Origin of the sequence: Xanthomonas sp. CFBP 8152 (genome assembly GCF_014199025.1) — a bacterium.
Taxonomy (GTDB): Bacteria; Pseudomonadota; Gammaproteobacteria; order Xanthomonadales; family Xanthomonadaceae; genus Xanthomonas; species Xanthomonas arboricola_B.
Genome location: NZ_JACHNO010000001.1, coordinates 1,194,947 through 1,221,197, shown reverse-complemented (window position 1 = coordinate 1,221,197; position 26,251 = coordinate 1,194,947). Strand labels below are relative to the sequence as shown.

General features: G+C 68.6%; 23 protein-coding genes. 10 read left to right on the top strand and 13 right to left on the bottom strand.

Going from position 1 to position 26,251, the window contains the following annotated elements; genetic code table 11:
- Window positions 1-75 precede the first annotated feature (75 nt).
- The 5 genes from FHT09_RS05115 (at window position 76) to FHT09_RS05095 (ending at window position 6,118) form a co-directional block, all read left to right on the top strand.
- Window positions 76-1,782: an alkaline phosphatase gene (locus FHT09_RS05115; protein WP_166774497.1), complete on the top strand. Its 1,707-nt coding sequence runs from the start codon at window positions 76-78 to the stop codon at window positions 1,780-1,782.
- 94 nt (window positions 1,783-1,876) lie between these two features.
- On the top strand, window positions 1,877-3,172 hold the full coding sequence (tilS, locus tag FHT09_RS05110; protein WP_104605998.1) for a tRNA lysidine(34) synthetase TilS: 1,296 nt from the start codon (window positions 1,877-1,879) through the stop codon (window positions 3,170-3,172).
- 31 nt (window positions 3,173-3,203) lie between these two features.
- Entirely contained in the window at window positions 3,204-3,467 is a 264-nt protein-coding gene (locus FHT09_RS05105) for an exodeoxyribonuclease VII small subunit (protein ID WP_016903977.1), read from the top strand.
- 1 nt (window position 3,468) lies between these two features.
- On the top strand, window positions 3,469-4,344 hold the full coding sequence (locus FHT09_RS05100; protein ID WP_104605997.1) for a polyprenyl synthetase family protein: 876 nt from the start codon (window positions 3,469-3,471) through the stop codon (window positions 4,342-4,344).
- 676 nt (window positions 4,345-5,020) lie between these two features.
- Entirely contained in the window at window positions 5,021-6,118 is a 1,098-nt protein-coding gene (locus FHT09_RS05095) for a M35 family metallo-endopeptidase (RefSeq protein WP_104535816.1), read from the top strand.
- Window positions 6,119-6,188: 70 nt separating this feature from the next.
- Here FHT09_RS05095 and FHT09_RS05090 read toward each other — a convergent pair whose 3' ends face one another.
- Together FHT09_RS05090 and pmbA are read right to left on the bottom strand one after the other, a co-directional pair.
- Window positions 6,189-6,653 carry a DUF4870 domain-containing protein gene (locus FHT09_RS05090; RefSeq protein WP_181141296.1) on the bottom strand — a complete coding sequence of 155 codons (465 nt, stop codon included), beginning with the start codon at window positions 6,651-6,653 and terminating at the stop codon, window positions 6,189-6,191.
- A gap of 90 nt (window positions 6,654-6,743) precedes the next feature.
- Entirely contained in the window at window positions 6,744-8,111 is a 1,368-nt protein-coding gene (pmbA, locus tag FHT09_RS05085) for a metalloprotease PmbA (protein ID WP_104605996.1), read from the bottom strand.
- 108 nt (window positions 8,112-8,219) lie between these two features.
- Here pmbA and yjgA point away from each other — a divergent pair, with 108 nt between their 5' ends.
- Window positions 8,220-8,801: a ribosome biogenesis factor YjgA gene (yjgA, locus tag FHT09_RS05080; RefSeq protein ID WP_104605995.1), complete on the top strand. Its 582-nt coding sequence runs from the start codon at window positions 8,220-8,222 to the stop codon at window positions 8,799-8,801.
- Window positions 8,802-8,952: 151 nt separating this feature from the next.
- Here the strand turns inward: yjgA and tldD are convergent, their stop codons facing one another.
- Entirely contained in the window at window positions 8,953-10,398 is a 1,446-nt protein-coding gene (gene tldD / locus FHT09_RS05075; RefSeq protein WP_104605994.1) for a metalloprotease TldD, read from the bottom strand.
- A gap of 99 nt (window positions 10,399-10,497) precedes the next feature.
- On the opposite strand from tldD, the gene FHT09_RS05070 reads away from it, so the two are divergent.
- Entirely contained in the window at window positions 10,498-11,253 is a 756-nt protein-coding gene (locus FHT09_RS05070; RefSeq protein ID WP_104605993.1) for a DUF6065 family protein, read from the top strand.
- A gap of 122 nt (window positions 11,254-11,375) precedes the next feature.
- On the opposite strand, the gene FHT09_RS05065 is transcribed toward FHT09_RS05070, so the two are convergent.
- The 3 genes from FHT09_RS05065 to FHT09_RS05055 all read right to left on the bottom strand — a co-directional run bounded on the left by FHT09_RS05065 (window position 11,376) and on the right by FHT09_RS05055 (window position 17,543).
- Window positions 11,376-15,302 (bottom strand): YhdP family protein, encoded by a 3,927-nt coding sequence (locus FHT09_RS05065; protein WP_104605992.1) that lies wholly within the window; start codon window positions 15,300-15,302, stop codon window positions 11,376-11,378.
- Window positions 15,303-15,471: 169 nt separating this feature from the next.
- The gene (gene rng / locus FHT09_RS05060; protein WP_104605991.1) at window positions 15,472-16,971 is read right to left on the bottom strand and encodes a ribonuclease G; all 1,500 of its coding nucleotides are present in this window, start codon (window positions 16,969-16,971) and stop codon (window positions 15,472-15,474) included.
- Window positions 16,971-17,543, bottom strand: a complete 573-nt coding sequence (locus FHT09_RS05055) for a Maf-like protein (RefSeq protein ID WP_104605990.1) — start codon at window positions 17,541-17,543, stop codon at window positions 16,971-16,973. The genes rng and FHT09_RS05055 overlap by 1 nt, the downstream gene beginning before the upstream one ends.
- A gap of 122 nt (window positions 17,544-17,665) precedes the next feature.
- Here FHT09_RS05055 and FHT09_RS05050 point away from each other — a divergent pair, with 122 nt between their 5' ends.
- Complete coding sequence (locus FHT09_RS05050) at window positions 17,666-18,400, top strand: SIMPL domain-containing protein (protein ID WP_104605989.1); 735 nt, start codon at window positions 17,666-17,668, stop codon at window positions 18,398-18,400.
- A gap of 235 nt (window positions 18,401-18,635) precedes the next feature.
- Here the strand turns inward: FHT09_RS05050 and FHT09_RS20190 are convergent, their stop codons facing one another.
- On the bottom strand, window positions 18,636-18,875 hold the full coding sequence (locus tag FHT09_RS20190; RefSeq protein ID WP_258077208.1) for a hypothetical protein: 240 nt from the start codon (window positions 18,873-18,875) through the stop codon (window positions 18,636-18,638).
- On the opposite strand from FHT09_RS20190, the gene FHT09_RS05045 reads away from it, so the two are divergent.
- Window positions 18,769-19,371, top strand: a complete 603-nt coding sequence (locus FHT09_RS05045) for an energy transducer TonB (RefSeq protein ID WP_258077207.1) — start codon at window positions 18,769-18,771, stop codon at window positions 19,369-19,371. The genes FHT09_RS20190 and FHT09_RS05045 overlap by 107 nt on opposite strands.
- 237 nt (window positions 19,372-19,608) lie before the next feature.
- Here the strand turns inward: FHT09_RS05045 and rlmH are convergent, their stop codons facing one another.
- Entirely contained in the window at window positions 19,609-20,079 is a 471-nt protein-coding gene (rlmH, locus tag FHT09_RS05040) for a 23S rRNA (pseudouridine(1915)-N(3))-methyltransferase RlmH (RefSeq protein ID WP_016903756.1), read from the bottom strand.
- Between the two features lie 121 nt (window positions 20,080-20,200).
- Here rlmH and FHT09_RS05035 point away from each other — a divergent pair, with 121 nt between their 5' ends.
- A complete protein-coding gene (locus FHT09_RS05035) occupies window positions 20,201-21,742 on the top strand; it encodes an alkaline phosphatase PhoX (protein WP_104605987.1) in 1,542 nt (513 codons plus the stop codon).
- A 223-nt stretch (window positions 21,743-21,965) separates the two neighbouring features.
- Here the strand turns inward: FHT09_RS05035 and FHT09_RS05030 are convergent, their stop codons facing one another.
- The 5 genes from FHT09_RS05030 to lptE form a co-directional block, all read right to left on the bottom strand.
- Window positions 21,966-23,081: a J domain-containing protein gene (locus tag FHT09_RS05030; RefSeq protein WP_104605986.1), complete on the bottom strand. Its 1,116-nt coding sequence runs from the start codon at window positions 23,079-23,081 to the stop codon at window positions 21,966-21,968.
- A gap of 11 nt (window positions 23,082-23,092) precedes the next feature.
- Window positions 23,093-23,503 (bottom strand): ribosome silencing factor, encoded by a 411-nt coding sequence (rsfS, locus tag FHT09_RS05025; RefSeq protein ID WP_104605985.1) that lies wholly within the window; start codon window positions 23,501-23,503, stop codon window positions 23,093-23,095.
- 57 nt (window positions 23,504-23,560) lie between these two features.
- A complete protein-coding gene (nadD, locus tag FHT09_RS05020) occupies window positions 23,561-24,244 on the bottom strand; it encodes a nicotinate-nucleotide adenylyltransferase (RefSeq protein ID WP_258077206.1) in 684 nt (227 codons plus the stop codon).
- Window positions 24,245-24,426: 182 nt separating this feature from the next.
- Complete coding sequence (holA, locus tag FHT09_RS05015; RefSeq protein ID WP_104605983.1) at window positions 24,427-25,455, bottom strand: DNA polymerase III subunit delta; 1,029 nt, start codon at window positions 25,453-25,455, stop codon at window positions 24,427-24,429.
- A 22-nt stretch (window positions 25,456-25,477) separates the two neighbouring features.
- On the bottom strand, window positions 25,478-26,170 hold the full coding sequence (gene lptE, locus FHT09_RS05010; RefSeq protein ID WP_104605982.1) for an LPS assembly lipoprotein LptE: 693 nt from the start codon (window positions 26,168-26,170) through the stop codon (window positions 25,478-25,480).
- Window positions 26,171-26,251: the final 81 nt, after the last annotated feature.

The window sequence follows — 26,251 nt, the reverse complement described above, 5'->3', positions numbered from 1 at the left end:
ACTGGAACAGCGGCGTGTCATCCGTGTGACACCAGGCATCCCGGCATAATGCGCACTGATTCAGTCACGAGTTCGATGCCGATGCGTTACCGCCTGCCTGCCCTCGCCGCCCTGACCACCCTGTGTATCGCCGCCTGCGCGTCCAGCGCCGGCACCGGCGCATCCGCGCCCGCCGCCGTGCGCGTGGAGGTGCCGCAGGTGACGCATCCCGCCGGCGAGACGCCGCAATGGTGGTACCGCTCTGGTGCAGCGCGCGCAGCCGGCAACGGCGCAATGGCCGGGCGCGCGCGCAACGTGATCCTGTTCCTGGGCGACGGCATGAGCCTGACCACGGTCGCGGCAGCGCGCATCCTGGATGGCCAGCGCAAGGGCGGGCCGGGCGAAGAGAACCTGCTGTCGTGGGAGCAGTTCCCCGCCACCGCTTTCAGCAAGACCTACAACACCGATTCGCAGACGCCGGATTCGGCCGGCACCATGACCGCGATCACCACCGGGGTGAAGTCGCATATGGGCGCGATCGGCGTCAGCAGCGGCAACCGCAGCGACTGCGCCGACAGCCTGGGCAAGGGCCTGCTGAGCTGGCTGCAGCTGGCCGACAGTGCCGGCATGGCCACCGGCATCGTCACCACCACCCGCCTGACCCACGCCACCCCGGCGGCGACCTATGCGCATTCGCCGGACCGCAACTGGGAAAACGATACCGACCTGCCCGAGTCCGCCCGCACTGCCGGCTGCCAGGACATCGCCCAGCAACTGCTGTCCAGCGCGCGCTTCGGGCGTGGCCCGCAGGTGGTGCTGGGCGGCGGACGCAGCCAGTTCCAGACCGTGCAGGAGCGCGATCCGGAATACGACGACAAGGTCGGCCTGCGCCTGGACGGCCGCGATCTGGTCGCCGAGTGGAAGCAGGCGCACCCGCAGGGCGCCTATGTCTGGAACGAACAACAGCTGAAAGCGGCCGCCGGCGCGCCCGCGCTGCTGGGCCTGTTCGAGCCGGATCACATGCAGTTCGATCACGACCGCAATCGCACCCCGCAAGGCGAGCCCAGCCTGACCGAGATGACCCGCACCGCGATCCAGTCGCTGTCGCGCGACCCGAACGGCTTCGTGCTGATGGTCGAAGGCGGCCGTATCGATCACGCCAACCACGCCGGCAATGCCTACCGTGCGCTCGACGAAACCGTGTCGCTGTCCAACGCGGTGCGCACCGCGGTGCAGACCGCGCCGCCGGACACGCTGATCATCGTTACCGCCGACCATTCGCATACGCTCAACTTCGTCGGCTACCCGGTGCGCGGCAACCCGATCCTGGGCAAGGTGCGCGGTACCGGCGGCGAGGAAGGCGACCGCAGCCAACTGGCCACCGACCTGGCCGGCCAGCCCTACACCACGCTGAGCTACGCCAACGGCCCCGGCTACACCGGCGCCAGCAACGCGCAGCCGGCCGGCCCCAAGAAGTACCCGCACGAGCCCAGCAGCAACGAGCCGGCCGCCGGGCGCCCGGACCTGACCCATGTCGACACCGAGGCGCCCAGCTACATGCAGGAATCGCTGGTGCCGACCAAGTCCGAAAGCCATGGCGGCGAAGACGTCGGCATCTGGGCCACCGGCCCGGGCAGCGCGGCCTTCCGCGGCACGCTGGAAGAGAACGTGATCTACCACGTCATCGTCCAGGCCACCCCGCGCCTGCGCGAGCGCCTGTGCAAGGCCGGCACCTGCGACAGCGCCGGCGTCCCGGTGGAGTTGCCGCAGTCGGCAACGTTCGAGACTGCGGCCAAGCGCTGATGGGCCGGCTGCGCGGAGCGCGAGTGGCGGCGACGGCGAGTCATACCTCGCCGCCCGCGTCCGGATGCAGCGTCGCAGCAAGCTCGCTGCGGCGATGACCGGATTGCCGCAACCCGCACCGCCGCCCGCCCCGGTGCTGGTCGCCTACAGCGGCGGCGTGGATTCGAGCGTCTTGCTGCATCTGCTGGCAGCGACACCGCGTTACCGCGAAACGGGGCTGCGTGCGGTGCATGTGCATCATGGCCTGCATGCCGATGCCGACGCCTGGGCCGCACATTGCCAGCACCAGTGCGATGCCCTGCGAGTTCCATTGCAGGTCGCGCACGTGCAGGTCGCGCGCGACAGCGGCCTGGGGCTGGAAGCGGCGGCACGCCACGCACGCCACGCCGCGTTTGCCGCCGCACTGGCGCCGGGCGAATGGCTGGCGCTGGCGCACCACCGCGACGATCAGGCCGAAACCTTCCTGCTGCGCGCACTGCGCGCTTCCGGCCCGGACGGCTTGGCCGCGATGCGCGCGCAGCGTCCTTTCGCCGCCGGCATGCTGTGGCGTCCCTTGCTGGCGCATGCGCGCGCCGAGGTGCAGGCGTATGCGCAGGCACATCGCCTGCAGTGGATTGAAGACCCCAGCAATGCCGACGCCCGCCACGACCGCAACTTCCTGCGTACCCGGCTGATGCCCGTACTGCAGCAGCGTTGGCCGCAGGCCGCCGAGGCACTGGCGCGCAGCGCGCAGCTGAGCGCCGATGCCAGCGACCTGCTGCTGCAGGAAGACTCCGCACTACTGCCCGGCCTGCTGACCGCCGCCGGCGCACTGGATCTGCAAGTGTTGCGTGCGCAGCCGGCAACACGTCGGCCGCGGCTGCTGCGCGCCTGGGTGGCTGCAGCGCAGGCGCCGCCGCTGCCTGCGCACGGCATTGCCGCCTTGGAGCGGGAAATCGACGACGACGCGCCGGATCGGCAGGCCTGCTTTGCCTGGCAACAGGTGCAGGTGCGGCGCTGGCGCCAGTGCCTGTACCTGCTGCGTTCGCATACCGCGTGGCCGGCGTCATGGCAGACCAGCTGGGATGGCGCCACCCCGCTGCCGCTGCCGGACGGCGCATGCCTGCAGTTGCAAGGCGCACCCGGCCTGCGCTTCGCGCAACCGCTGATGGTGCGCGCACGCCGGGGTGGCGAACGCATCGTGTTGCCGCAACGCGCGCATGCGCATCGGCTCAAGCACCTGCTGCAGGCGCTGGATCTACCGCCCTGGCAACGTGCGCGCCTGCCGGTCCTGTGGGCCGGCGACCAGGTGCTGGCAGCCGGCGACCACATCGTCTCGGCGGCATTGAGCGACTGGCTGCGCGCACATGGCGCGTCCTTGCAGTGGCGCGACCACGCCAATGCGAATTGACCCGCCTGCCTGCGCGCCGCACACTTTGACGATGGTCAAAAAATCCTTGAATGAAACCTCCCCGGTCGCCCGCTTCGAACAGTCGCTGGAAGAACTCGAGCAACTGGTGCAGAAGATGGAAGTCGGCGACCAGAGCCTGGAGCAATCGCTCACCGCCTACGAGCGCGGCATCGGCCTGTACCGCGACTGCCAGCAGGCACTGGAACAGGCCGAACTGCGCGTGCGCATGCTGACCGACCCCGCGCGCCCCGATCTGGCCGAAGACTTCCAGGCGCCGTCGCAGGACGGCGGCTGAGGTGAGTTCGGCGTTGTTCGAACACTGGATCGGCCGCACCGAACGCAGCCTGGAGGCCTGTCTGCCAAGCCCCTTGCTTGCACCGCAGCGACTGCACGCCGCGATGCGGCACGCAGTGCTGGGCGGCGGCAAGCGCATGCGTCCGCTGCTGGTGTATGCGGCTGGCGCGCTGTTCGGCGCCGACGAGGACAGCCTGGACACGCCAGCGGTGGCGGTGGAGCTGATCCACGCCTATTCGCTGGTGCACGACGACTTGCCGGCAATGGACGACGATGCCTTGCGTCGCGGCCAGCCCACCGTGCATATCGCCTTCGACGAAGCCACCGCGATCCTGGCCGGCGACGCGCTGCAGACGCGCGCCTTCGAGCTGCTGGCTGCGGCCCCCGCCAGTGCGGAGCTGCGGGTCGGCTGGCTGCAGAGTCTGGCCACCGCCGCAGGCGCTGCCGGCATGTGCGGCGGCCAGGCGCTGGATATCGACGCCACCGGCCGGTTGCAATCGCTGCCCGATCTCGAGCGCATGCACGCCCTCAAGACCGGCGCGCTGATCCGTGCCGCAGTGCGCATGGGCGCGCTCGCCGGCGCAGCCGCAGCCGACGATCAGCAGCGCCTGGATGCGTTTGCCGATGCCCTGGGCCTGGCGTTCCAGGTCCGCGACGACATCCTGGATGTGGAGTCGAGCTCGGCGCAGCTGGGCAAGACCGTCGGCAAGGACGCCGCACAAGCCAAATCCACCTATCCCGCCCTGCTCGGAATGGACGGCGCCAAAGCCAAACTGGCCGAACTGGCCACACGCATGCACGACATCCTGCAGCCCTACGGCCCGCCCGGCGACACGCTGGCGACACTGGGCCGGTTTGCGGTGGACCGCGCGCACTAGGGCGCCGCGTTCGTTCGAGCTACCGTGCCGCCGCGCCGTGCCCCTCGTGCCGATGCCTGGTGCCAGATTAGGTGAAGACATCGCCGCACGGGCAGTCACCGGCCGGCATGAGCAGCGCCGTCCGCGCGTGGTCGATCAGCGCGACGGCCAGCCGACCAACAGGTGACCGACGCGAAGGCAGCGCCCTGCCCGCGCAAGCACCACAGACCGGCCGACGATTCGCCAGCGGCCTGCGGCCACGACGACGACCAGGGTTTTCAGGCAATCGATGGCTTGGCCACCGCATCTCCCGCGCTCGCGGCGGACTCGCACTGCATTCTGTCGCGCACTTCGACACCTGCATCGATCAGACGATCGCGCCGCTTCTTGCGCACACCGTGCGCCAGCGCACGGTGCGGTGATGGCGCACCGCCCTGCAAGCACTGCGCTGTGTCACAGAACGTAAATTTTCTTCCCATACATTTTTCACAGGAAGATTTACATGGATTAATCAAAAAGCGTGGAAGAATTCACATTTTTCTGCCGAGTTGTCGCCATCGGTGTCCGCATTTGTCATTGAGCGACCACCGGCAGGCCAAAAACAGCATCAATCGATTCTCTTGTTGCGTCTGCTCGCTCTGCCTAGGTTGACCTGCCCGCGTCCGCGGACATCCCCCGACCACATGGAGAGTCACTGGTGAAGAACGTTTTTCTCGCATCGTTTGCAGCAGGCACGCTGGCCGTTGTCGGCGTGCTCGGTTCGGCGCAGGCACAGTCCGTGCGCGGCCCGGTCCCGTTGACCATCGAACTGGCGCCGGTCGCCGATCAGGCCGGGCGACACCAGGGCAAGATCGCGGTGACCGTCACCAACAACGGCAGCCAGATCGCCCGCGTGCCGACCTATCAGCTGCCGCTGCAGACGCTGGATAACGGCATCCTGGAAGTGAGCCGCGATGGCGTGCCGGTGACCTACACCGGACGCCTGGTCAAGCGCGGCCTGCCCAAGGCGGCAGACTTCACCATCCTAAAGCCCGGCCAGAGCGTCAAGGGAGAGGTCGATCTGGCCGGCGCCTACGATCTGTCGACCAGTGGCAACTACACCATCCAGGTCCGTTCGTCGCTGCAATACGCCTCGCTGTCCGACGGCAGTCTGATGAAGGCGGCCAACGGCCAGCCGGCCGTGGCCACCAGCACGCCGCTCACCGTCTGGCTGGACGGCGCGCGTCGCGGCGTGCAGCGCCAGCTCGCAATCGGTCCGACCGCCGTGGTTAATGGCATCAACTACCTCAACTGCAGCACCACCCGCACCAATCAGGCCGCCAGCGCCGTCACCGCCGCGCGTAATTACTCGCAGAACGCGCGCAACTACCTCAATGCCGGCAGCACCGGCGCGCGCTACACCACCTGGTTCGGCGCCTACAACGCCTCGCGCTACAGCCGGGTCAGCTCGAACTTCGTCAACATCGACAACGCACTGGACCAGAACAACGGCCAGCTGACGATCAACTGCAGCTGCGAAGCGGATCTGGCGGACTCCTTCGCCTACGTCTATCCAAACCAGCCGTACGAGATCCATGTCTGCAATGCGTTCTGGAGTGCGTCGACAACCGGCACCGACTCCAAGGCCGGAACGCTGGTGCACGAGACCAGCCACTTCACGGTCGTCGCCGGCACTCAGGACCGTGTCTACGGCCAGTCCGGCGCGCGCAGCCTGGCGATCAGCAACCCGGCCCAGGCGATCACCAACGCCGACAGCCACGAGTACTTCGCCGAGAACACCCCGGCGCAGAACTGATCGCGCCATCGCCTGAAACGACAAAGGCCCGGCATCGTTGCCGGGCCTTCGTCGTTCGCATCGCGCCGGATTACTTGATCAGGCGCAGCGTGAACGGATAACGGTAGTGTTCGCCGTTGTTGGCCTTGACCGCGGCCACGATGCACAGCACCAGATTGGCGATCCACACCAGCGTCGGCACGAAGAACAGGATGCCGAACGACACGATGGTCAGGATCACCGCAGCCACATAGGCAATGATCACGGTGATCTGGAAATTCAACGCTTCCTTGGCCTGATCGGTGGCGAACGGCTTGGACGGGCTGGCGTCCTTGCTGATCAGCCAGATCACCAGCGCGCCGATGAACGACGTGAGGATGCCGAGCAGGTGCGCGGCCAGCGCCAGGGTGCGCTCCTCCGACGGCGTACTGGTCCCGATCGGCGGCGGTGGCGGTACGGCGTGTGACTCGAATTCGCTCATCATCTCTCCCCATGCATGGTTGTGGTGCGGCGGACTATAGCAACGATTCAGCCAGCCACCAGTGCGGGAAGACATGGTCTCGGCGGCGCACGGCCACTGCCGCCAGGCAGAGCGGCAAGATGCGCGCGCGCCGGGTGGCGGGCGCGGCAGCCCGGCCAGCTGCGCTCAGCTGTCGCCTGCCACCGTCATGCGGTTGAGCAGCACCGAGCCGATCTTGACGTGCGAGCGCGGATCGACATCGTTACCGACCGCCTCGATGCCGGCGAACATCTCGCGCAGATTGCCGGCGATGGTCAGCCCGTCGACCGGATAGGCGATCATGCCGTTCTCGATCCAGAAGCCACCGGCGCCACGCGAATAATCGCCGGTCACCGGATTGACGCCATTGCCCATCAGCTCGGTGACCAGCAGGCCGCGCGACATGCCGGCAACCAGCGAAGCCAGGTCGCCGGCATTTGCGCTGACCTGCAGGTTGTGCACGCCGCCGACGTTGGCGGTGGTCTGCAGGCCCAGCTTGCGCGCCGAGTAGCTGCCCAACACGTAACGCTGCAGCACGCCGTCGCTGATCAGTGCCGAACGCCGCGTCGCCACGCCTTCGCCGTCGAACGCGGCCGAACGCAGTCCGCGCCGCAGATGCGGCAGTTCTTCGATATTGAACCAGTCCGGGAACAGTTTGCTGCCGACACTGTCGAGCAGAAAACTGGCGCGGCGATACAGCGCACCGCCGGAGACCGCGCCGAGCAGATGCCCGACCAGCGAGCGCGCCACCTCCGGTGCGAACAGCACCGGCAGCTGGCCGGTCGGCAGCGAGCGTGGCTGCAGCCGCGCCAGGGTGCGTTCGGCGGCGTGGCGGCCGATCGCTTCCGGGGCCTCCAGGTCTTCGCGTGCGAGGGCACTGCTGTACCAGCCATCGCGCTGCATGCCGTCGCCCTGGCCGGCGATCAGCGCGCAGCTGATCGAATGATGGGTGCCGCGCTCGCGACCGATGAAACCATGCGAGTTGGCATACACCGACAGGCTGAGCCCGGTGCTGGCCGAGGCGCCGTCGGAGTTGCTGATGCGCGCATCGGCATCGCGCCCGGCGCTCTCGCAGGCCAGCGCCAGATCCACCGCGGTGTCGGCGTCCAACGCCCACGGGTGCCAGCTGTCCAGCTCGGGGAAGTCGCGCGCCATCAGCTCCGGGTCGGCCAGGCCGGCAGCGACGTCGTCCTCGGTGTAACGGGCGATCGCGCAGGCCTGGGCGACGGTCGATTCCAGACTGGAATCCTGCAGATCGGCGGTGCTGGCGCTGCCCTTGCGCTTGCCGAAGTACACGGTGACCGCAATGCCGCGGTCGCGGGTGGATTCCACCGTCTCCACATCGCCCAGGCGCACGTTGACGTCCAGGCCGCGCTCCTCGCTGCAGCTCACTTCGGCCTGGGTGGCGCCGGCCGCACGGGCGCGCTCGAGCAGGCGCTGCGCGATGTCGGTAAGCGCGTCCAGGCGCTGCAGGCTGTCGTCGTGGACACGTGTTTCGGAGGAGAGTGCGTTCAATGCTTTATCCTAGTCTCATGGTGCGAGTGACCTGATAGCGGGTCCCTGCGCAAGAGCTGGCCGGCATGGCCAGAATTTTTAATCAGTCTGTTTTGGGATGTATTGGCAATGCGCGGACGCGACGAAGATACCGGTGAATTTCGCGGCGCCAGCCGCAGCCAGCAGCGGCGCGAGGCGCTGGAAATTTTCGACCTGGGCGAAAAGCTGGTGGCGCTCACCCCCGCGCAGCTGGCCAAGTTGCCGGTGCCAGAATCGCTGATCCCGCATATCGAAGAGAGCAAGCGCATCACCTCGCATATCGCGCACAAGCGCCAGCTGGCGTTTCTGGCCAAGCACATGCGCCGCGAGGACGATCAGACGCTGGCCGCGATCCGCGATGCGCTGGATGCCAACAGCGACACCGCGCGCCGCGAAGTGGCCGCGATCCACCGCGTCGAGCGCTGGCGCGAACGCCTGCTCGCCGAAGGCGACGTGGCGCTGGCCGAGCTGCTGGAAGCCTACCCGGCGGCCGACCGCCAGCAACTGCGTCAACTGGTGCGCAACGCCATCCACGAGCGGGCCAAGAACAAGCCGCCGCGCGCCTACCGCGAGCTGTTCCAGGTATTGAGGGAGTTGTCTCAGGAGCAGGGATTGGAGAGTGGGGAATCGGCATCGGAAGACGACGAAACTGCGTCGGAAGGCGACGAATAAGGCTCCGCCCGATCCATCCAGCCCCGCAACGGCCATCCCGGCCGTTGCCAACCCCGAATCCCGGCTCCCGGATCCACCCAAGCGGAACCCACCACACCCCGCAGTCCCCGCTGTTGCGATTCCCGAATCCCAATTCCCAAATCCCCGCATCTCAGGCCTGCGTTCCGCCAACGGTGATGCCGTCGATCAGCAGCGACGGCTGGCCGACGCCGACCGGCACGCTCTGCCCGTCCTTGCCGCACACGCCCACGCCTTCATCCAGCGCCAGGTCATTGCCGATCATGCGCACCTTCTGCATGGTCTCCGGGCCGTTGCCGATCAATGTGGCACCCTTGACCGGCGCGGTGACCTTGCCGTCTTCGATCAGGTAGGCCTCGGTGGCCGAGAACACGTACTTGCCGCTGGTGATGTCGACCTGGCCGCCGCCGAAGTTGACCGCGTAGATGCCCTTTTTCACCGAGCGGATCATTTCCTGCGGATCGTGCTGGCCGGCGCGCATGTAGGTGTTGGTCATGCGCGGCATGGTCAGGTGCGCGAACGATTCGCGCCGGCCGTTGCCGGTCGGCGCCACGCCCATCAGGCGCGCGTTGTGGGTGTCCTGCATGTAGCCGACCAGGACGCCGTCTTCGATCAGCGTGGTGCACTGGGTGGGTGTGCCCTCGTCGTCGATATTGAGCGAGCCGCGACGGCCATCCAGGGTGCCGTCATCGACGATGGTCACGCCCTTTGATGCCACGCGCTCGCCGATGCGGCCGGCGTAGACGCTGGTGCCCTTGCGGTTGAAGTCGCCTTCCAGGCCATGCCCCACCGCCTCGTGGAGCAGCACCCCGGGCCAGCCCGGGCCGAGCACCACCGGCATCACGCCGGCCGGTGCCGGAATCGCATCCAGGTTAACCAGCGCCTGACGCAGCGCTTCGCGGGCGAAGCCTTCCGGGCGACCATCGGCGAACAGTTCGGCATAGCCGTAACGGCCGCCGCCGCCGGAGTAACCGGACTCGCGCCGCCCGTCCTGCTCGACGATCACCTGCACGTTCAGGCGCACCAGCGGGCGCACGTCGGCGGCGAGCACGCCGTCGCTGCGCGCGATCAGTACCGTGTCCACACCGCCGGACAGGCTCACCATCACCTGCTTGACGCGCGGGTCGGCAGCGCGCACGTACTGATCGATACGGCGCAACAACTCGACCTTGGTCGCGCTGTCCATGTCGTCGATCGGGTCGGTCGCCGGGTACAGCGCGCGGCCGTTACCGCGCACCAGCGAACGGGTGGATTGCGCGCCGCCCTCGCGCGAGATCGCGCGCGCGGACTGCGCCGCCTCCAGCAAGGCGTCGCGCTGGATGTCGTCGGAATAGGCGAAGCCGGTCTTCTCGCCGGCAATCGCGCGCACGCCCACGCCTTGTTCGATGGAATGCGCACCGTCCTTGACGATGCCGTCTTCCACGCTCCAGCTCTCGCGCCGCGAATGCTGGAAATACAGGTCGCCGAAGTCGATGCCCGGGCCCAGCAGGGCGCCGAAGGTGCGGTCGAGATGGCCGGTGTCCAGGCCGGAAGGAAGCAGCAGCCGGGTTTCGGCCAGAGTGAGAGCGTTATCGGTCATGCGGTCAGGATGGGGCCCGCGCGCCGGGGAGACAAGTCGTTCGGCTGAACATGCGGCACGGCTATCATCGCAGGCCCATCGCCACGCCGACGCCCGCGCATGAAGCTCACTGCCCACGTCCTGGATGGCCATACGCTGGACATCCGCCCCGCCCCGCACGAGCGCGACTGGATGGACGCCACCGACCAGCGTTATGCGTACCGCTGCCTGCCGCTGGCGATCGCCAATGCGCATGGCTGGGAGCTGTTGTGCCAGGCCGGTTTCGAAGCCAGCTGGGACGGGCGCGACGGCCTGGATGCGATCCGGATCGATGCCGATGCCGGCGCCGCGTCACCGGCAATCAGTCACTTCGGCTACGGCGTGCTGACCTTCCATGTGCCCTGCCTGTTTCGCACCGATACCGGCATGGATCTGTTCGTCACCGCGCCCTTGAACCGGCCCAAGGACGGCATCGGCGCGCTGAGCGGCATGGTCGAAACCGACTGGAGCCCGTACACCTTCACCATGAACTGGAAGTTCACCCGGCCCGGGAAGGTGCGATTCGCGGCCGGCGAGCCGTTCTGCCATCTGTTCCCGCTGCCGCGACACCTGATCGAACAGGTGCAGCCGCAGTGGAAGCCCTTGTCCGAGGCGCCGCAACTGGCGCAACAGCATGCCGACTGGACGCGCAGCCGCACGCAGTTTCTGCAGGAACTGCCGGATGCGCAATCGGCCGCCGCGCGCGAGAAATGGCAACGCGGCTATTTCCGTGGCGTTGCCGGTGCCGATCAGGCGCCGGTGCAGGGCCACCGTTCGCGCCTGCGTCTGCCGATGTTCGTACGCGCCGACAGCGACGGCGACAGTTCAGTCGACTGAGTGCATCAGTGCGCGCAGCTTGCCGGCTGGCGCGCGTGCCGCGTTCGATCGACTTGCGGTAAGACCTGAGCGCCCGCGACGACCAGCACCGACGCTCGCCAGCGCGCCCGCAATCGGGCGCGTCAGCGTGGCGACCGACCGGGCGTGCCTGGAGTTGCCGTTGGCGTGCCTGCTGCAGGCGGCTTGCCCGGCGCGCGCTCGCGCACCTCGCGCTCCACCACGTCCACCTGCGGATCCTTCCACGGCCCGGTGACGTGATAGGTCTTGGCGCCGATCGCCCCCAGCGGTTTGCCGAGCACCGCATTGGCGGCCGCGCCCACCGCCGCACCGACCGGGCCGCCGGCCACGGCGCCGACCACCGTGAGCAGATTGCCGGCCTTGGGGTTGACGTCCACGGTCTGGTCGAAGGTCTGCGCACGCAGGTCGGTCTGCCCCCGGATGGCGATGTCGGCTGCCGGGCCTTCGATGCGGATCGCATCGGTGCGCGCGAAGCCGTCGCCGAAGCGCACCTGGCCGTCCAGCTTGTTGAAGGCCAGCCCCTTGGAGAAGAAATCGCGGAAGTCGAACATCAACCGGCGCGGCAACTGCGCCACGCTGAGCAGGCCGAGCACGCGACCGGCGCCAGGGTCCACTTCCAGCAGCTGGCCGTTGCGCACGTCGATCTTCAGATCGCCGTCCAGCGAACCGAGCGCAAACCCGGTCGGCGAGCCCTGCCAGCCGGCGTTGAGTTCCAGCTGGCCTTCGCCGCCGCGCAGCTGGCCGCCCAGGGTGAGGTTCTGCAGCAGGTTGCCGAGATTGCGGCTGTCCACCCGTGCCGACAGCCGGGTGCTGGCGGAATCGCCCTTGCCGCGCCAGGCGCCGGTCAGGCCGATGTTCTGGTCGTTGGAGCGCAGCTGCAGCTGGTCCACCTGCATGCCGTCGGTCAGCCGGCTGCTGCGCAGGGTGGCCGCGCCCAGGGTCATCTTGCCGACCTGCAGGTCGTCGATATCCAGCGACAGGGGCGGGATCGAGACCGGGTCGAACTCGGCCACCGCGCGGCGCGCCGGTTCCGGCAAGGCACCAGCCAGCGGATCGCCCGGCTCGGGTGTGGCCGGCTCGGCCGCTGCGGCCACCGGCTGCCAGTGCACCGTGCTCAGCTTGCCCTGCACGGCGGCGCCATCGGCATTGGGCACGCTGAGCTGGCCGGCCAGCGACGGGCCGTCCAGGGTCACCGCGACCGCGTCGCGGGTCGGCCGCAGGCGCAGGCGCGTCTGCGGGAACACGCCGCCGATCATCAGCAACCGGTCGGCCTGCACATCCACCTGCTGCAATGGCACGGCGTCCTGCTTGGGTGCTGCTGGCTGGCCCGGCAGCGGCGGCATGTCCGGCTCGCTGCTGCCGCGCGCCAGGCTGATCCAGTCGATCGCATCTAGCGAGGCGGTGCGGCCGGTGACCACCAGGCCGTTGGCGGGCGGACGCTCGGTGACCGTGTCGGTGCCCATCACCACGCGCACGCCGGTCTGGTTGCCGTGGCTGCTGGCCTTGAGCGCGACCAGCTTGCCGAAGGCCACGTCGATGTCGCCATCGCCCACCGGCAAGGCCACCTTGACCTGCGTGTCCAGCGGCTGCGTGGCCGCCTTGTCCAACGGTGCGGGCAGATCCAGGGTGGTGCCGACCAGCTGCGAGCGCAGCGTCAGCAATGCCTGCGCGTCCGCCCGCCCCGGCGACGGCAGCGGCACGTCCACGCCCACCTGCCACGGTGCGCTGCCATGCACGTAGGGGCGCAACCATTCCATCTGCGGCGCGCGATCGAACAATTCCTTGGCATCCAGGGTGGCGCCGAAGCGCGCCTCGAAGGCCTGTTCGGGGTCCTGCACGAAGCCACCGGCGCGCAACGACAACTCGCCGCTGCGGCCCTGGTGCTGCACGCTCAGGCGTTCGGCGGCAAAGCCGGTCTCGCGGTACTGGGCCTGCCCGTTGACCTGATCGAAGGCCAGGTTCCAGCGCGTATCGGCCAGCCTGGCGCCCTGCAATGCGACCGTGCCTTGCAGATGGCCGCCCACGCCCTTGCTGCGTAACGGGCGCAGCAGATCGAAGCTCACCGCTGCCGGGCCGGACACGGTGAGATTGCGCAAGGTGTCGCCGTAGCGCTGCTCCAGCGGGCTCTTGCGCAGCATGCCCAGCAGCTGCGCGGCGTCGGCCCGGGTGGAGGCGCGCACGTAGAGCTCGGAGGCGGCGAAACTGGGAATGCCGGCCTCCAGGGACGCGATCGGCGCGCCGGCCAGTTCGCCCTTGCCCTGCAGGGAAAATCCGTTGCCGATGAAGCGCAGATCGGCCCGCACCTGCTCCATTGCCGGCCAGTCCGGATTGAACGGGATCACGCCGTCGCGGATCTGGCCGAAGGCCTCGAACCGGCCGTCGTTGTTGTCGAACGGCCAGTCGTCCAGATCGCCGCTGACCAGGCCGGTGCCGCCGGTGATCACGCCACCGGCAACTGCCGTGTCCAGCCAGTCGATGGCCGCCTTGCTCATCTTGGAGCGGATCCAGAACTTGCGCGCCACCGGCAGGGCGACATCGTCCAGTTGCGTGGCCAGCTGGATGCGCGGGCGGCTGCCATCGTTCTGGAACCACAGCCCGCCGCGCACGCTGGCGCCGTAGTCCCTGGCCTGCACGCGCAACGCCGGCGTGGCGACCTGCCAGCCGGCACCGTCGCGCCAGCCCACGATGCTGCCGGCCAGCTGCAACTCGTGTACCACCCCAAAGCCGGTCGGCCAATCGAAGCGCAGCGTGGCATCCGGTGCGGGGTAGAGCTGAATCGCCTGCGCATCGCCATCGATCCGGCCACGCAGACCGCTGATGCCAGGCGCGTTGCCCACCGGCAGGAAGCCCAGCTCCTCGATCCGGCCCTGCGCCCGCACCGCCCCACCCTGCTCGCCGGCGATCTGCAGATCGGCCAGGCGCACCTGCGGCCGGGACAGGCTCAGCCAGCGCCGCAGGCCGGGCGATAGTTGCTCGCTCAAGGCGGCCGCCGCGATCAGGCCCGAGACATCGAGGTGTTTGCCCACCACCGCATAACGGCGCCCGCCGGCAACGCTCAGCCCGTCCAGCCGCTGCAGCCTGGCCGCCTGGCCCAACCGCAACAGCGGCGCATCCATCCGCCAGCCGCCGTCGATGGCCTGCCAGCGCGCGCGCGCCTGCAGCCGCTCCCACGCCAGCGTGCGGCGTGCGGTCTGCTGGGGCAATGCCGCGCCGGACAATCGCAGTTGCCGCAGATCGGCATCCACGACGACTGCAGTGATCCGGCGCGCGCGCAGTTGCGCCCAGGCCTGCAGGCGTCCGCCACCGCCGTCCACGCGTATGCCGCCGAACTGCAGCAACGGCGCCCAGGCGGCCAGATCGGCCGGGTCGGCTTGCGCATAGGCGCTGCCGTCGCCGCTGTCGCGATCGAACGCGATCACCGTGGTCAACGGCGCGCGCTGCAGGTCGATCCACGCGCGGCTGCCGACCTTCACGGTCGAGCCGTTGACGCGCAGGCGCAGGTCGATGCGCGGCAGTGTGGTGTCCACGCCGAGCGACGGCGCGGCCACCCGCAGGCGCGCCTCGGCCACCTGGATCTCGCCGAGCCGGCGCAGCGCTTCCAACGGGTCCGAACGCCGCCCGGCCGGCAGGCCCTGCACCGACCACGCGCCATCGTCGCTACGTTGCAGCGTCAGCGCCAGGCCACGCAGACGCACCTCGGTCAGCGAGTGGCCGGGCAACAGGCCGGCATACATCGCCAGCAGGATTTCGGCCTGGCCCACGCGCACCTCGCCATGCGGGCCGATCCGCAGGCCATCCAGCCGCAGCAACGGGCCGCGCCGGGTCCATTCGGTCTGCAGGCGATCGAAGGCGATCGGCTGGCCGGCGCGCTGGCTCAGCCACGCGGCGATCTGCTGCGGCCGCTGCTCGGCCAACGGCAACGCCTGGCTGGCCGCACCCACCAGCAACGCGATCGCCACCAGCGCAAGCGCAGTGGCGGTGATCGCATAGCGGCGAAACAGACGGAGACGGCGGCGCAGCGGGGTGGGCATTAACGGCGGGGAATGGTGAATGGGGAATAGGGAATCGCAGGAGCACGAACCGCGCCGCGCGCACGATCATCCATCCGCGCGCGCCGCCATTCTAAAGATGTCACCGGCACCCCGCAGAGCGCTTTCTGCTCCACCCCAATTCCCGATTCCCGACTCTCCATTCCCCGCCTCACAGCAGCACCACATCGAACTGCTCCTGCAGATACTGGTCGTCGGACTGGAAGCGGATGCTCTTGCCGAGGAATTCCTCCAGCTCGGCCACCGCGGCCGACTCCTCGTCGGTGATGCGGGCGACGACCTTCGACGAGGCAATCACCAGCAGCCGCGCGGCATCGAACTGGCGCACCGCGCGGGTGATCTCGCGGAAGATCTCGTAGGTCACCGTCTCGGCGGTCTTGATGGTGCCGCGCCCGCTGCACTGGCCGCAGGTCTCCGACAGCTGCCGCTCCAGGCTTTCGACGGTGCGCTTGCGGGTCATCTCGACCAGGCCCAGCGGCGAGAATTCGTAGACGGTGGTCTTGGCATGGTCGCGCGCCAGCGCCTTTTCCAGCGTGCGCAGCACCTGGCGGCGATGCTCGGCGTCGTCCATGTCGATGAAGTCGATGATGATGATGCCGCCCAGGTTGCGCAGCCGCAGCTGCCGCGCCACCGCCTGCGCGGCCTCCAGGTTGGTGCGGAACACGGTTTCCTCGAGGTTGCGCTGGCCGACGAACGAACCGGTGTTGACGTCGATGGTGGTCATCGCCTCGGTCTGGTCGATCACCAGGTAGCCGCCGGACTTGAGCGGCACCTGCTTGTTCAACGCGCGCCCGATCTCGTCCTCGACCCCATACAGGTCGAAGATCGGCCGGTCGCCGGTATACAGCTCCAGCCGCTCGGCCAGCACCGGCATGTACTTGGCCACGAACGCCTGCAGCTGCACGAAGGTCTCGTTGGAGTCGACCTTGACCTTTTCCACGTCGCGGCGGATCAGATCGCGCACCGCACGCAACGGCAGGCTCAGGTCCTCGTAGATGATGCTGCACGGCGGCGCCTCGCGGCCGCGCCGCTCGACCACGTTCCAGACCCGCGACAGGTAGGCGATGTCCTCGGCCAGCGCCTCGGCCGGCTGGCCTTCGGCGTTGGTGCGGATGATGTAGCCGAAGCCGCCGTGCTGGGCCGAGACCTCGCTGACGATGGTCTTCAGGCGCAGCCGCTCGGCCTCGTCCTCGATCCGCGCTGACACCCCGACGATCTTGGATTGCGGCAGCAGCACCAGGTAGCGCGAAGGAATGCTGATCTGCGTGGTCAGCCGCGCGCCCTTGGTGCCGATCGGGTCCTTGACCACCTGCACCACGATCTCCTGGCCGTCGCGCAGCAGCTCCACGATCGGCACCGCCGCCGCCGGCGGCGGCGGGATCGGGGTCTCCTCGGTATCGACCACGCTGGCCGGTGCCGGCACCGGGCGCACCACGTCGTTGGCGTGCAGGAACGCCGCGCGCTCCAGACCCAGCTCGACAAATGCCGCCTGCATGCCCGGCATCACCCGCTGCACCTTGCCCTTGTAGATATTGCCGACCACGCCCCGGCGCCAGCCGCGCTCGATATGCAGCTCCTGCAGCATGCCGTTCTCGATCACCGCGACGCGGGTTTCGCGCGGGGTGACGTTGACCAAGATCTCTTCCGACATCAATGCGCTCCGAAGGCTGTGAGCAACTGCGAGGTGTGAAACAGCGGCAATCCCATCACGCCGGAATAGCTGCCGGACAGATGGCTGATAAAACGTTCGGCGCGGCCTTGAATCGCATACGCGCCGGCCTTGCCCATCGGCTCGCCGCACGCCACGTACGCGGCAATCTGCGCAGCATCGAGCGTCGCGAAGGTCACCTCCGACACCACCAGCGTCTGCACTGGAGCGCGTTGCGCGCAGACTAGAACCACTGCCGTGAGCACCTGGTGGGTACGTCCTGACAGCAGGCTCAGCATGGCGATCGCATCGTCCGTATCGACCGGCTTGCCGAACACCCGCTCGCCCAGCACCACTTCGGTATCGGAGCCGAGCACGATCGCATCGGGGTCGCTGGTCTGCACCTGCGCCAGGCCGGCACGCGCCTTGTCCAGCGCGACGCGCTGCACGTACTGCGCAGGCGATTCGTCGGCCGCGCGCAGTTCGGGCACGTCCAGTTGCAGGGTCTGGAAAGGCACATCCAAGCGTTGCAGCAGTTCTTGTCGGCGCGGCGACCGGGAGGCGAGATAGAGCATCCGTCCAGCATACCTGTTGCTCCTCCCCGCCCGCTTGCCGATCCGGGCGACAGTGGTCGCGTTCGACTCACAACATGTTCATCGAACCGGCAACACGCTTCCCCTACAGACAAGGAGATCTCATGCGTACCACCCTCACACCGTTGTTGCTGGCCCTGTCCATCGCTGCCGGAACCGCCATGACCGCCCACGCCCAGACCGCTCCGAGCTACACCATTCCTAACGACGGCACCCTGCTCAACGTGTCGGCCGAAGCGGAGGCCAAGCGCATACCGGACATCGCCACGCTGTCGGCCGGCGTGGTCACCCAGGCCGCCGACGGCAACGCCGCCATGCGCCAGAATGCCGAACAGATGAGCAAGGTCATGGCCGCGATCAAGGCCGCCGGCATCGCCGACAAGGACGTGCAGACCACCGGCATCAACCTCAGCCCGCAGTACACCTACAAAGAAAACGAAGCGCCCAGGATCAACGGCTACCAGGCCAGCAACACGGTCAGCCTCAAGGTCCGCGACATCTCGCGCCTGGGCAAGGTACTGGACGCGCTGGTCGCGCAGGGCGCCAACGATATCAACGGCCCCAGCTTCTCGGTCGACCAGCCCGAACCGGCCTACGACGAGGCCCGCGTGGCCGCCCTGAAGAAGGCCCAGGCCCGCGCCGACACCTACGCCAAGTCGCTGGGCCTGAAGGTGCGCCGCATCGTCAGCATCTCCGAGGGCCGCAGCGGCGGCGGCGTGCGTCCGATGATGATGGCCGCCTCGATGCGCTCGGCCAAGGCCGAGATGGACACCCAGGTCGCGCCGGGCGAAAGCACCTTGTCGATCAACCTGGAGGTGACGTTCGAATTGGGGCGCTGACCTGACCGCAATCGCGTTCGGTTTGCTTTCCAGACTGCCCTCCTCGAGGGCAGTTTTTTTATGGGGCAAGCCAAAAGTTCTGTTCCCGCGCCTTGCGACGACACCTGCCCGCTTCCCTACAGGAGTCTGACGCGCCGAATGTGTGCGGGTCGATACGGCCGGGGGCGCATCAACCCGCCGACCGCCAGCGCTTCGAAATCGCTTGTGCCCGCGCAAAGCGCGCGGTAAACCTACGCTACCGGATGGTGTAGTGCGTCCGGGTCGCGCTGGTCCTTTCCGCAGTTCCGTTGAGGAGGTGGATGATGGTTCGCACGCAATCGCAGGTTTCTTCCCGATCCACAGGCATCGACACCTCGCGCGTTCTGGCGATGAGCACGGCGGTGGCCTTGCATCTACTCGCCGGCGGGTTGTTGTTGATACCGCTCTCGTACCGGGCAATTCCGCAACAGCCCGCCCCGAAAGAACGCTGGCTCATGCCCATCACCATCGCGACGCCGCCGCCACCGGTATTTCCGATCAAGGTGGAGTTCACGCCGCAGACAACGCACACACCGCCGACCACGGTGCCGGTGCAGGTGCGGACCCCGGAGATCAGTCAGCCGGCCGTGGTCGACAGCGCACCACTTGCCTTACCTGCGGTCTCCGATGCGGTGCCTGACAGCGCGCCGGCAATTGCCGCACCCAGCGGCCCGGTCGAGGCAGGCCAGCTGCAGTATCTGAGTTCACCGGCGCCGAGTTACCCGGTGGCGGCCCTGCGTGCCGGGCAGCAGGGCACGGTGCTGCTGCGCGTGTTGGTCGGCACCGATGGCCGCCCGGCCGAGGTGAGCGTGCAGACCAGCAGCGGTCATCGCGCGCTCGATCTGGCGGCACGCAGCCAGGTGCTGCGCAACTGGCGCTTCCAGCCGGCGATGCAGAACGGCCAGGCCGTGCAGGCCTACGGCCTGGTGCCGGTGAGTTTTTCGTTGAACTGATGCGCCATCACCTGCGGCGACCCGGATGCCCGGTCGCCGCATGGTCTGGGGCCGCGCCGCCAGCTGCTGCGAGGCCACGGTTTCAGCTGTTGCAGGCGCATCGTTGCATCGCACCTTGCGTGCACACTGACGACGTGCGGTCTCGCGAATCGGCTTGAGGATGCGCCCGGCTACTGGCGCACATACCCATCTCGAAAGCGAACGGCTATGCGCGGAGTACTGCCGTCGCGATGCCGCTTACGCGCGGTGATACGGATGATTGGCCAGCATCGCCGCAGCGCGGTACAGCTGTTCGGCGACGATCAGGCGCACCAGCATGTGCGGCAGGGTCAGCGGGCCGATCGACCAGCTTTCGCTGGCGGTTTTCAGTACCTCGGCGGCGTGACCTTCGGGGCCGCCGATCAGGAACGCCAGATCGCGGCCCTGCCCGCGCCAGTGCTCCATGCGCTGGGCCAGCTGTTCCGAACTGAGCGGGCGGCCCGGGATATCCAGCGCAACCACGTAGGCGTTCTTGGGCAGCGCGGCGAGCACGCGGCGCCCCTCGTCGTCGATCGCCCGTTGTGCATCGCGGCCCTTGCCGCGCAGGCCGGGTTCGATCTCGACCAGCTCCAGCGGCATCCAGTGCGAGAGACGTTTCTGGTATTCGGCAAAGCCCTGCGCCACCCAGGCCGGTGCGCGCTCGCCGGTAGCGATAAGTCGGCATTTCATGACGGCATGATATCCGCGTCACAGCTTGGGCATCGGAACCGGGTCGATCACACCGGTGTCATGGTGCGGTTACAGCGGGCTTCTAGGGTCGGCGCACTACCCAGCCCGCAGGAGTCGTTCGATGCCGATTTTCGATCCCGCCCGCCGCCAGGTGCTCAAGGGCAGCGCTGCCGCGATGGCCGCCGGTGCGCTTGGCAGTTTGAGCGCGCTGCAAGCGCGCCAGGCCCAGGCCGCCACCAGCACCTCGCCGCCGCTGCAACTTGCCCCGGTGCCCAGCCGGTATGGCCCGCTCGCGCCGGTCGCCGACCAGAGCACCGGGCTGCCGTTGCTGCAGCTGCCGCGCGGTTTCAGCTACCGCTCGTTCGGCTGGAGCGGCGATCGCATGGACGATGGCCAGCCCTGCCCCGACCGCCATGACGGCATGGCCGTGGTCGGGCTGCGTCGGCCCGACTGGCGTCCGGGCAGCGACCCGTTGCGCGGCCTGGAATATGTGCTGATCCGCAACCACGAACGCGGGGCGACCACGCCGTTCCGCGCACCGGCGATGTACGACACCGGCATCGTCAGCGGCACCCAACTGGCCGGCGGCGGCACCACCACGCTGAGTTACGGCCGCCGCGGCTGGGGCAGCCTGGAGCCGAGCCTGGGCGGCACGCTGGTCAACTGCGCCGGCGGCCCGACGCCATGGGGCACCTGGTTGAGCTGCGAGGAGATCAAGACCAACGCGGTATCCAGCACCGGCCGCAAGCACGGCTACGTGTTCGAAGTGGATCCGGACAGCCAGCGCACCACCGGCCGGCCGCTGGTCGGGCTGGGCCGCTTCAGCCACGAGGCGGTGGCAATCGATCCGCGCACCGGCATCGTCTATCTCACCGAGGACGATCGCAACAAGGCTGGGCTGTACCGCTTCATTCCCAACGACCGCCGTGGGCGCAATGGCTCGCTGGAAAATGGTGGCCGCCTGCAGGCCGCACGCGTGCGCGGGCGGCGCAATGCCGATCTCACCGTGGCCAGCATCGGCCAGCAGTTCCAGCTGGAATGGGTGGATATCGAAGAGCCGGATCTGGACAGCATCGCCGCGCCGGCCGGCTTTGCCGACATCGGCGCCAACGACACCCTGAGCGGGCCGTTCGCGCAGGCCTGGGCAGACGGTGCGCTGCGCATGAGCCGTGGCGAAGGCATCTGGTACAGCTACGGCAAGCTCTTCATCGTCGACACCAGCACCGGCGTGGATGCGCAGGGCCGGCGCGGTTACGGCAATGGCGCGGTGTGGGTGCTGGACCTGTTCACGCAGCGCCTGAGCGCCCTGTTCGTCAGCGGCAATCAGCTGGCCGCACATAACCCGGACAACGTCACCGTCAGCGCGCGCGGCGGCGTGGTGCTGTGCGAAGACGGCGGCGAGAGCCCGGACGCATACGGCCCCGGCGCGCGGTTGCTCGGGCTGACCCGCGGCGGTGCGTCGTTCTACCTGGCCAAGAACAATGTGCAGCTCACCTCGCAGCAGATCGCCGATGCCGGCAAGACCGTTGCCGAGGGCGATTACCGCGATACCGAGTTCTGCGGCGCCTGCTGGGATCCGCTGGCGCGCACCCTGTTCGTCAACATCCAGACCCCGGGCATCACCCTGGCGATCACCGGGCCGTGGGAGCGCGGGCCGTTGTGAGCGCGGCCGTAAGTTGGCTTTCGTAGGTAGATGACAACGGCCACTGCGGCCGAACGGACCGGCATCCGTTCGGCCGCGTCGACCCGGCCGCCGGTGCAACGCCGCGCAGGCAGGCGTGTGGATCGCATGGCTGGCAGCGCGTGCCCAACCGCGGTTGCGCGCAGCAGGCGCGCGCACCCGCGGTGGCGGGTGTGCACGCTGACAACGACATTCAACACCGGGATCAGAACCAGGGCGCGTCGGGGGCGCCCGCCATGGCGCGCTGCAGCTTCAACCAGCGCTTGAACGATTGCGGGTCTTCCAGCTCGCGCAGGCCCCGGCGCGCGTCCAGCAAGTCGTCTTCGACCTCGCGCTTGAGTTGGGCCATCAACCGGCCCAGTCGCTCCGGCTTGGGGCGCGACGGCAGCTCCAGCCCGTATTCGGCGCAAAAGTCGTCCGACTGCTGCCGCACCTGCTGTTGCAACTGCCTGCACTGCCGATCCAGCTCGCGGTTGTAGTCCTGCAGGCGCGCGGCGCTCATCGCATCCACGCCTTGCGCGTCCATCAGGCCGATCTCGGCCTGCAGTTCGAGCAGACCCAGCAGATCGCCGGCCTTGTAGGCCGCGTTGAGCCGCTGCATCAGGACGGTGCGCGCGGCGTGGTCGTCGGCACCCTTGGCGCGGTCCGGATGCAGATTGCCGGCCAGCTTGCGATACAGCTCGCGCAGCGGCGGCGGCGCGGCATTCTCCCCCACCGCCTTGTGCTCGGCGCGCTTGCGCCGTTGCGTGTGGCGTTGCTGTTGCTGGACACGCTCCTGCTGCAGGCGCTCGCTGACGCGCGCGTACAGTTGCTCGGGCGAATCGATGCCATCCAGCTCGTCGGCATCCAGTCCGTAGGCTTGGCCGAGGATCTGCTTCATCAGTGCATCGGACGCGGCGACTTCCTGGTCGTAACCGGCTGCGCTGTGGCGATCGTAGATCGGGCGCAGTGCCTCGTGGCCGGCCTCGATCAGCGGGGCGGCGATATCGCACAGCAACTCGGACAGGAAGGCGCGGTCGGCCTTGCCCAGTTTGACCGTGGCATGCGCACGATCGAGCTCTTCGACCAGCGCGACGTCGGCCGCGCGGCGGCGGTCGAGCAAGGGCTGCAATTCGGCGTGGTAACGCGCACGCCACAGCGAGAGCGCGAGGTGCCAGGCCTGCAGGTCGGCACGAAGCCGTTCCAGGTCCTGCAGCAATCGGTCGAAGCGCTTGCGTGCCGGCGACAGCGGCGCGCCGGAGGCGTGCGCGCTCTGGCTGCGCAGGTGTTGCAGCGCCTGCGAGGCAGGCGCATCGGTCGGGGGTCGGGCATTGCGCGGCATGCCCGGCTCACTCACTCTTCGGAGTCGGCATCCGCGTCGTCCGGACGCTGGTCGCCCACCGTCCACAGACGTTCCAGTGCATAGAACTCGCGCACGCGCGGCAGCATCACATGCACCACCACATCGCCCAGGTCCACCAGCACCCACTCGGCCTCGCGCTCGCCTTCCACGCCCAGCGGCATCACGTCCAGCCGCTTGGCGAACTTGACCACTTCCTCGGCGATCGACTTCACGTGGCGGGTCGAGGTCCCCGAGGCGACCACCATGTAATCGCATACGCTGGACTTGCCGCGCACATCGATCTCGACCACGTCCTTGGCTTTCAGCTCCTCCACGGCCTCGCGCACGGTGGCCAGCAGGGCCGGCACGGACGGCGGCGGATTCGGGATGGAGGTCTTGATGACTTGGGCTTGGGTGGTCAAAGCGGGCAACTCGATGGAATTGGCGTGAATTATAGGCCGGTCCGGCCAGTTGCGTGTTCAGCTCGTCGGCAGGGTGCAGCCGTAGAGGCCTGCGTGCGCGATAAATGCCGCCACCGACGCCGGCACCAGCGCCTGCCAGTCGCCGCCGCCGGCGATGCGCGAGCGCACCGCGCTGGCCGATTCGCCGCGCAACGGCTGCTGCAGCGACCACAGGCAGCCAGCCGGCGACATGCCCAGCTCGCCCGCCCTGGCGGCCCAGCGGCCCTGCACTGCAGCGGCGAGCTGCGGCGTAGCGGCCAGGTCCAGCGTCGTGCCCGGACGCGCGGCGATGACGAAATGCGCCAGCTCGAACAAATCCTCCCACTGATGCCAGCTGCTCAGCCCGACGAAGGCATCGGCACCGAGCAGCCAAGCGATCGGCAGCGTGGGGCCGAGCTCGGCGCGCAGCGCGCGCAAGGTCTCGACGGTGTAGGACGGCGCACGGTCGCGGCTGGCGCGTTGCAGCTCGCGGGTGTCCAGCGCCAGCCCGGGGGCGTCGGCCAGCGCCAGCTCCAGCATGCGCGCGCGCTGCGCTGCGGTGGCGCCGGGTGCGGGACGGTGCGGCGGATCGGCGGCCGGGACTAGGTGCACCAACGCGCCCAGCTCGTCGCGCGCGGCGCAGGCGATGGCGAGGTGGCCCAGGTGGACCGGATCGAAGGTGCCGCCGTAGTAGAGGTGGAGCTGGGATTCGGGAATCGGGATTGGAGAATCGGAAGAGCGCGGAGCCGGTGCTGCCGGGTGGGACTCGGTGGGCGGAGAGGTTTGGGCCGCGCTGCTCGGGGTGGCCTTATTTGCGGCCTGGCCTGGGGTTGCGCTGTGTCGGGAGGTGGAGCGCGCATCGCTGTTGGCGGAGGCGTGGTCGCCGGTGGCGGCATCGCCGGCTTTCACGCCAGCAATCTCACCGCGCGGGCTTCGGCCACGGCCACCAGCAGGCGTTCCAGGCCGACCCAGGGGTCGCCATCGGCGCGGCCCTTGGCCATGCGGTCGACCCGCGAGGCTTCGGCGACGAAGCGCTCCCAGCGGCGCGGTTCGGGATGCCGTTGCAGCGCGCGCTTGAACGGCGCCTGGCGCGATTCCCACAGGCCCTGCGCCTTCATTTCGGCGGCGAGGTTGCCGCCGTTGGCCTGCACTTTGGCCAGGGACGCGGTGCGCAGCAGTTCCTTGATCAGGATCGGCATCAGCGCGGCCACCGCCTCGCCTTCGGCGCGCAGGCCGGCGAGCATGCGGATCACTGCGGCCGGCTGCCCGGAAAAGGTGGTTTCGGCCAGGCGGAACACGTCGTAGCGCGCCGCATCGGCAACCAGCGACTCCATCGCCTCCAGGTCCAGCACCTTGCCATCGGCCAGCAGCACCAGCTTGTCGATTTCCTGCGCGGCGGCCAGCAGGTTGCCTTCCACCCGCTCGCTCAGGCGCTGCACGGCAGCGGCGTCGGCACGCAGGCCGTGGCTGCGCAGGCGGCGCTCGATCCAGTCCGACAACTCGTGGGGCTTGATCGCCCAGGCCACCGAGATGGTGCCGATGCGGCCGATCGCATCGGCCCATTTGCCCTGGTGCGCCTTGCTCCAGTCGTTGGCGGTGATCAACAGGACCACATCCGGTGGCGGGTTGGCGCAGAAGCGGGTGATGACCTCGGCGCCGTCCTTGCCCGGCTTGCCGCTGGGCAGGCGCACTTCCACCAGCCGGCGCGGACTGAACAGGCTGGGCGCGTTGAAGGTCGCATCCAGCTGGTTCCAGTCGAACTCCCGGCCATCGGCATCGAAGACCTCGCGCTCGCTGATGCCTTCGGCGCGTGCGCGTGCGCGCACCGCATCGGCCGCCTCCAGCACGCGCAAGGTCTCCGGACCGGCGATCAGGTAGACCGGCTGCAGCGGCTGATTGGACTGGCCGGCGAGCTGCTCGGGACGAAGTTCCATGGGGCGAGAAGCGCGCGCTGGCTCAGCGGTTGTTCGATGACGGTTGTGGCGTCGTCGACGGTTGCGTCGAGCCAGGTGTCGTCGACGCCGGAGTTGTCGCCGGCAGCGTCGTCGATGAGGGCGTCGTCGATGGCTGTTGCACCGGCGGTGTGGTGGCCGGCTGCAGCGGTGCGCTGGGCGTGCTTTCCAGCGTCTCGCCCCGCTCCACGCGCGCGCGCACAACGCTGTCGATGCGCCGCAGGATCGAGGCCGACATGTCCTTGCGCAATTCGTTGGCCAGGATCTCGCGCTCGGTGGCGGTACCGGTGGCGTCCACCGGTGGCGACACGTAGTCGCGCGACAGCTCGATCACCTGCTGCGGCACCAGCACCGAACCGCTGGCAGTGGTGACGGTGAAGATGGCCGCATAGCGCAGGCTGTACTCCTGCGCGCGGCCCTGGCTGTCGATGGCGATCGGCAGATCGCCCCAACGTTCGGACAACACCTGCACCTGAGCAAAGCCGGTCTTGGCATCTTCGTCGGCCAGCGTGGCGCCGGCGGCCTTGAGGCCACGCCGCAGCAACTTGGCCAGTTCGCTGTACTGCACCGCGGACTGCACCTTCACCGCAGGCGTATCCGGCGGCAGCGCCAGCGAGTTGCGCAGATGGAAGCCGCAGGCGGTGAGGCTCGAGACAAGCACGAGGGACGCAGCGAAGGCAGTAGGAAATCGAATCATGGGCACAGTCTGGATGAGCGCCCCGGCGGCGGCAACAGGCGGCTAGCCTGCCCGACACCGCGTGAACGGGGCTTGAGAGGG